We start from the raw sequence: 2,375 nt of genomic DNA, 5'->3' as shown, positions 1-2,375 counted from the left end.
AATATATTACCTATTGGTCTAATTGTAGTAGGAGAAAAAGCTGAAGAAAAAAGAGTTATAGATAGATATGATGAAAGTAAAGTGCATTTTGATAAATGGTAGTAGAGATAATATAACATAAGGAAATGATATTAATTTATTATTTAAATATAGGTATAAGATAACGAATGAAATGTTTTTTAAAATGGAATATAAAATTTTCAATTTATCAAAGGGAGAAAAAATAATGAAAAAAGATAGGTTACTTTCCATTATCGTCATACTGTTAAACAATTATAATCTAACGACCAAGGAATTGCTGATAGATTTGAGGTTTCTGTAAGGACTATTATAGAGATATGGAAACTATTAATATGGCAGGTATTCCTATAGTATCTAATTAAGGAGATATGGAGGCTTTAGTATTATAGAAAACTATAAGATTAGCCACCAACTATTAACACTAGATGATATGATTTCAATTGTTACTACATTGAAAAATATAAGCAATTTTGCTTAAAATAAAGATGTGGATTTAACAATTGATAGGAGAAGTAATCTTGTACCTAGAGATAAAAAGCAAGAATTCAGCTATTACTTTAATGAAATAATAATATGCGATTTACCTTGGGGGTATAGAATTAATTCAAAAGATAAAGAGAAATTTCAGCTATTACATGAAGCAATAGTTGAAAAAAATTATTAAATATAGAGTATAGGGACACTTATGGAAATATAACTGAAAGAAATATAGAACCTATGAGTCTTAACAAAATAATAGAAGGGTAAAAAATTGCTTTTTTAAATATTTACAAAAAACACTAAATAAAAGAGGGAAAAGATATAATTATTTTAACAAGATAAATTAGAATTAATGAAGTGTGGAAAGATGAATAGACCAAAATCTTCTAATCTTAAGAGTATAGAAGAATTTAACGAATATTATTGGTATAAAGACGAACTCATTAAAATTTGCAGAAAATTATCTCTTGATCCGTTAGGTATAAAGGCAGAATTGGAAGAACGTCTTAGAAATTATCTTCAGGGTATACCTACTGAAAATAAAAGAAAAATTAGTAATAGTATCCGATAAAATTCAAGTGGTAAAATTTATTTGGATATGGGAATTATTCCTGATGGGTTTAAATTCAATAATGAATCATCACAAAGAACATATCAGTGGAATAATTTTCTGAAAGATTTTTGTCAAGATGATAGAACATCTCAGTATAAAAGTAAAATAAAGATGGCATCTATTCTTTGGAATATAGTCAGGGATAAAAAGGACTCTAAAGTATATCAAAAAGTATATCAAACAGAATTATTGGATAAATATCGTGATATACTATCAGGATAAAAATTGCTATCTATTTAGGAAATTAAACGATTAAGGCAGAGTGATTTAAAAAATATACAGGTAAGTTTAGAGACGCTTGGTAATTGTATAGCTTTGCAAAATTAATTGAAGTGGGTCAAATAGTAGGGTTTAGAGACGTTTGGTAATTGTATAGCTGAATGTTTAACTAATATTGAGAATTTTTGTGGTATTGAAGTTTATTATAATTAATTATGAGTAAAATAGCTCTTTTCCTTTTAATTTTAGTTCTTAGCAAACTTATTATATCAAAGGAAAGGGCTATTTTACTTATTTTTATGCAAATAATCAAACCTATGGATGGATAATTAACTAGTAATAATCTTATCTACAAGTATTAATTTTTAACTTCCTCAAAAACATGGGGAAACTCTAAAACTTAAAATGTATTGAATATGCAAGTCGAGTATTATAATATTATTTTTAGTAGACAAGAAATCTGTTATTGTCTACTTTTTCACTTTATAATTATCTAATAGTGGTCGTGGTCCATTTCGGCATCTTCTTTAGTTTTATGAACTGTACCATGGGGATGCTCAGGAGGAGCATATATAGAGTACAGTTTGATTGGAACATGACCTGTATTGATTAGATTATGCCATGTACCTGCAGGTATAAATATTACATAGTTATCATAGACCTCTGATTGGAAATCCAATCTATCCATTCTATTTCCCATTCTAACAATTCCTTGTCCTTGTTCAATACGGATAAATTGGTCTAGGTCTGGATGCATTTCTAAACCGATATCATCACCAACATTAATACTCATTAACGTAAGTTGTAGGTGTTCTCCTGTCCATAATGCTATACGGAAATAGTTGTTTTGTTCTGTAGCCTCCTCAATATTGGTTACAAAAGGACATGGCCCATAGTCTTTCAATTTAATGGAGTACCCCCCATAGTTTGGATAGTGTGTTGGTTTATTATTCCAGTAAGGACATGGATATGATCTATAATTATCATACATGATGTTCACTCCTTTTATAGTTTCTATGATATTATATGTTTTGCACTCATA

The 2,375-nt window shown here is 28.0% G+C and carries 4 protein-coding genes; 3 read left to right on the top strand and 1 reads right to left on the bottom strand.

Annotation, left to right across the window (positions count from 1 at the left end; genetic code table 11):
• Positions 1-508: 508 nt before the first annotated feature.
• The 3 genes from VK071_02650 (at position 509) to VK071_02640 (ending at position 1,336) form a co-directional block, all read left to right on the top strand.
• Positions 509-685 (top strand): hypothetical protein, encoded by a 177-nt coding sequence (locus tag VK071_02650; protein ID HLR34210.1) that lies wholly within the window; start codon positions 509-511, stop codon positions 683-685.
• Between the two features lie 168 nt (positions 686-853).
• Entirely contained in the window at positions 854-1,072 is a 219-nt protein-coding gene (locus VK071_02645; protein HLR34209.1) for an SAP domain-containing protein, read from the top strand.
• 27 nt (positions 1,073-1,099) lie between these two features.
• Positions 1,100-1,336, top strand: coding sequence for a hypothetical protein (locus VK071_02640; GenBank protein HLR34208.1), 237 nt, complete (start codon positions 1,100-1,102; stop codon positions 1,334-1,336).
• Between the two features lie 490 nt (positions 1,337-1,826).
• Here the strand turns inward: VK071_02640 and VK071_02635 are convergent, their stop codons facing one another.
• Positions 1,827-2,333 (bottom strand): cupin domain-containing protein, encoded by a 507-nt coding sequence (locus VK071_02635; GenBank protein ID HLR34207.1) that lies wholly within the window; start codon positions 2,331-2,333, stop codon positions 1,827-1,829.
• Positions 2,334-2,375 lie beyond the last annotated feature (42 nt).

Source organism: Tissierellales bacterium (assembly GCA_035301805.1).
In the GTDB taxonomy this organism is placed as follows: Bacteria; Bacillota; Clostridia; order Tissierellales; family DATGTQ01; genus DATGTQ01.
The sequence above is the reverse complement of the archived record's forward strand: the minus strand, read 5'-3'. Positions and strand labels throughout refer to the sequence as shown.

Bases quoted from the DNA above. Each gene is read 5' to 3' on its own strand.
- VK071_02645 (HLR34209.1), top strand. From the start codon at position 854: ATGAAGTGTGGAAAGATGAATAGACCAAAATCTTCTAATCTTAAGAGT.
- VK071_02640 (HLR34208.1), top strand. From the start codon at position 1,100: ATGGGAATTATTCCTGATGGGTTTAAATTCAATAATGAATCATCACAA.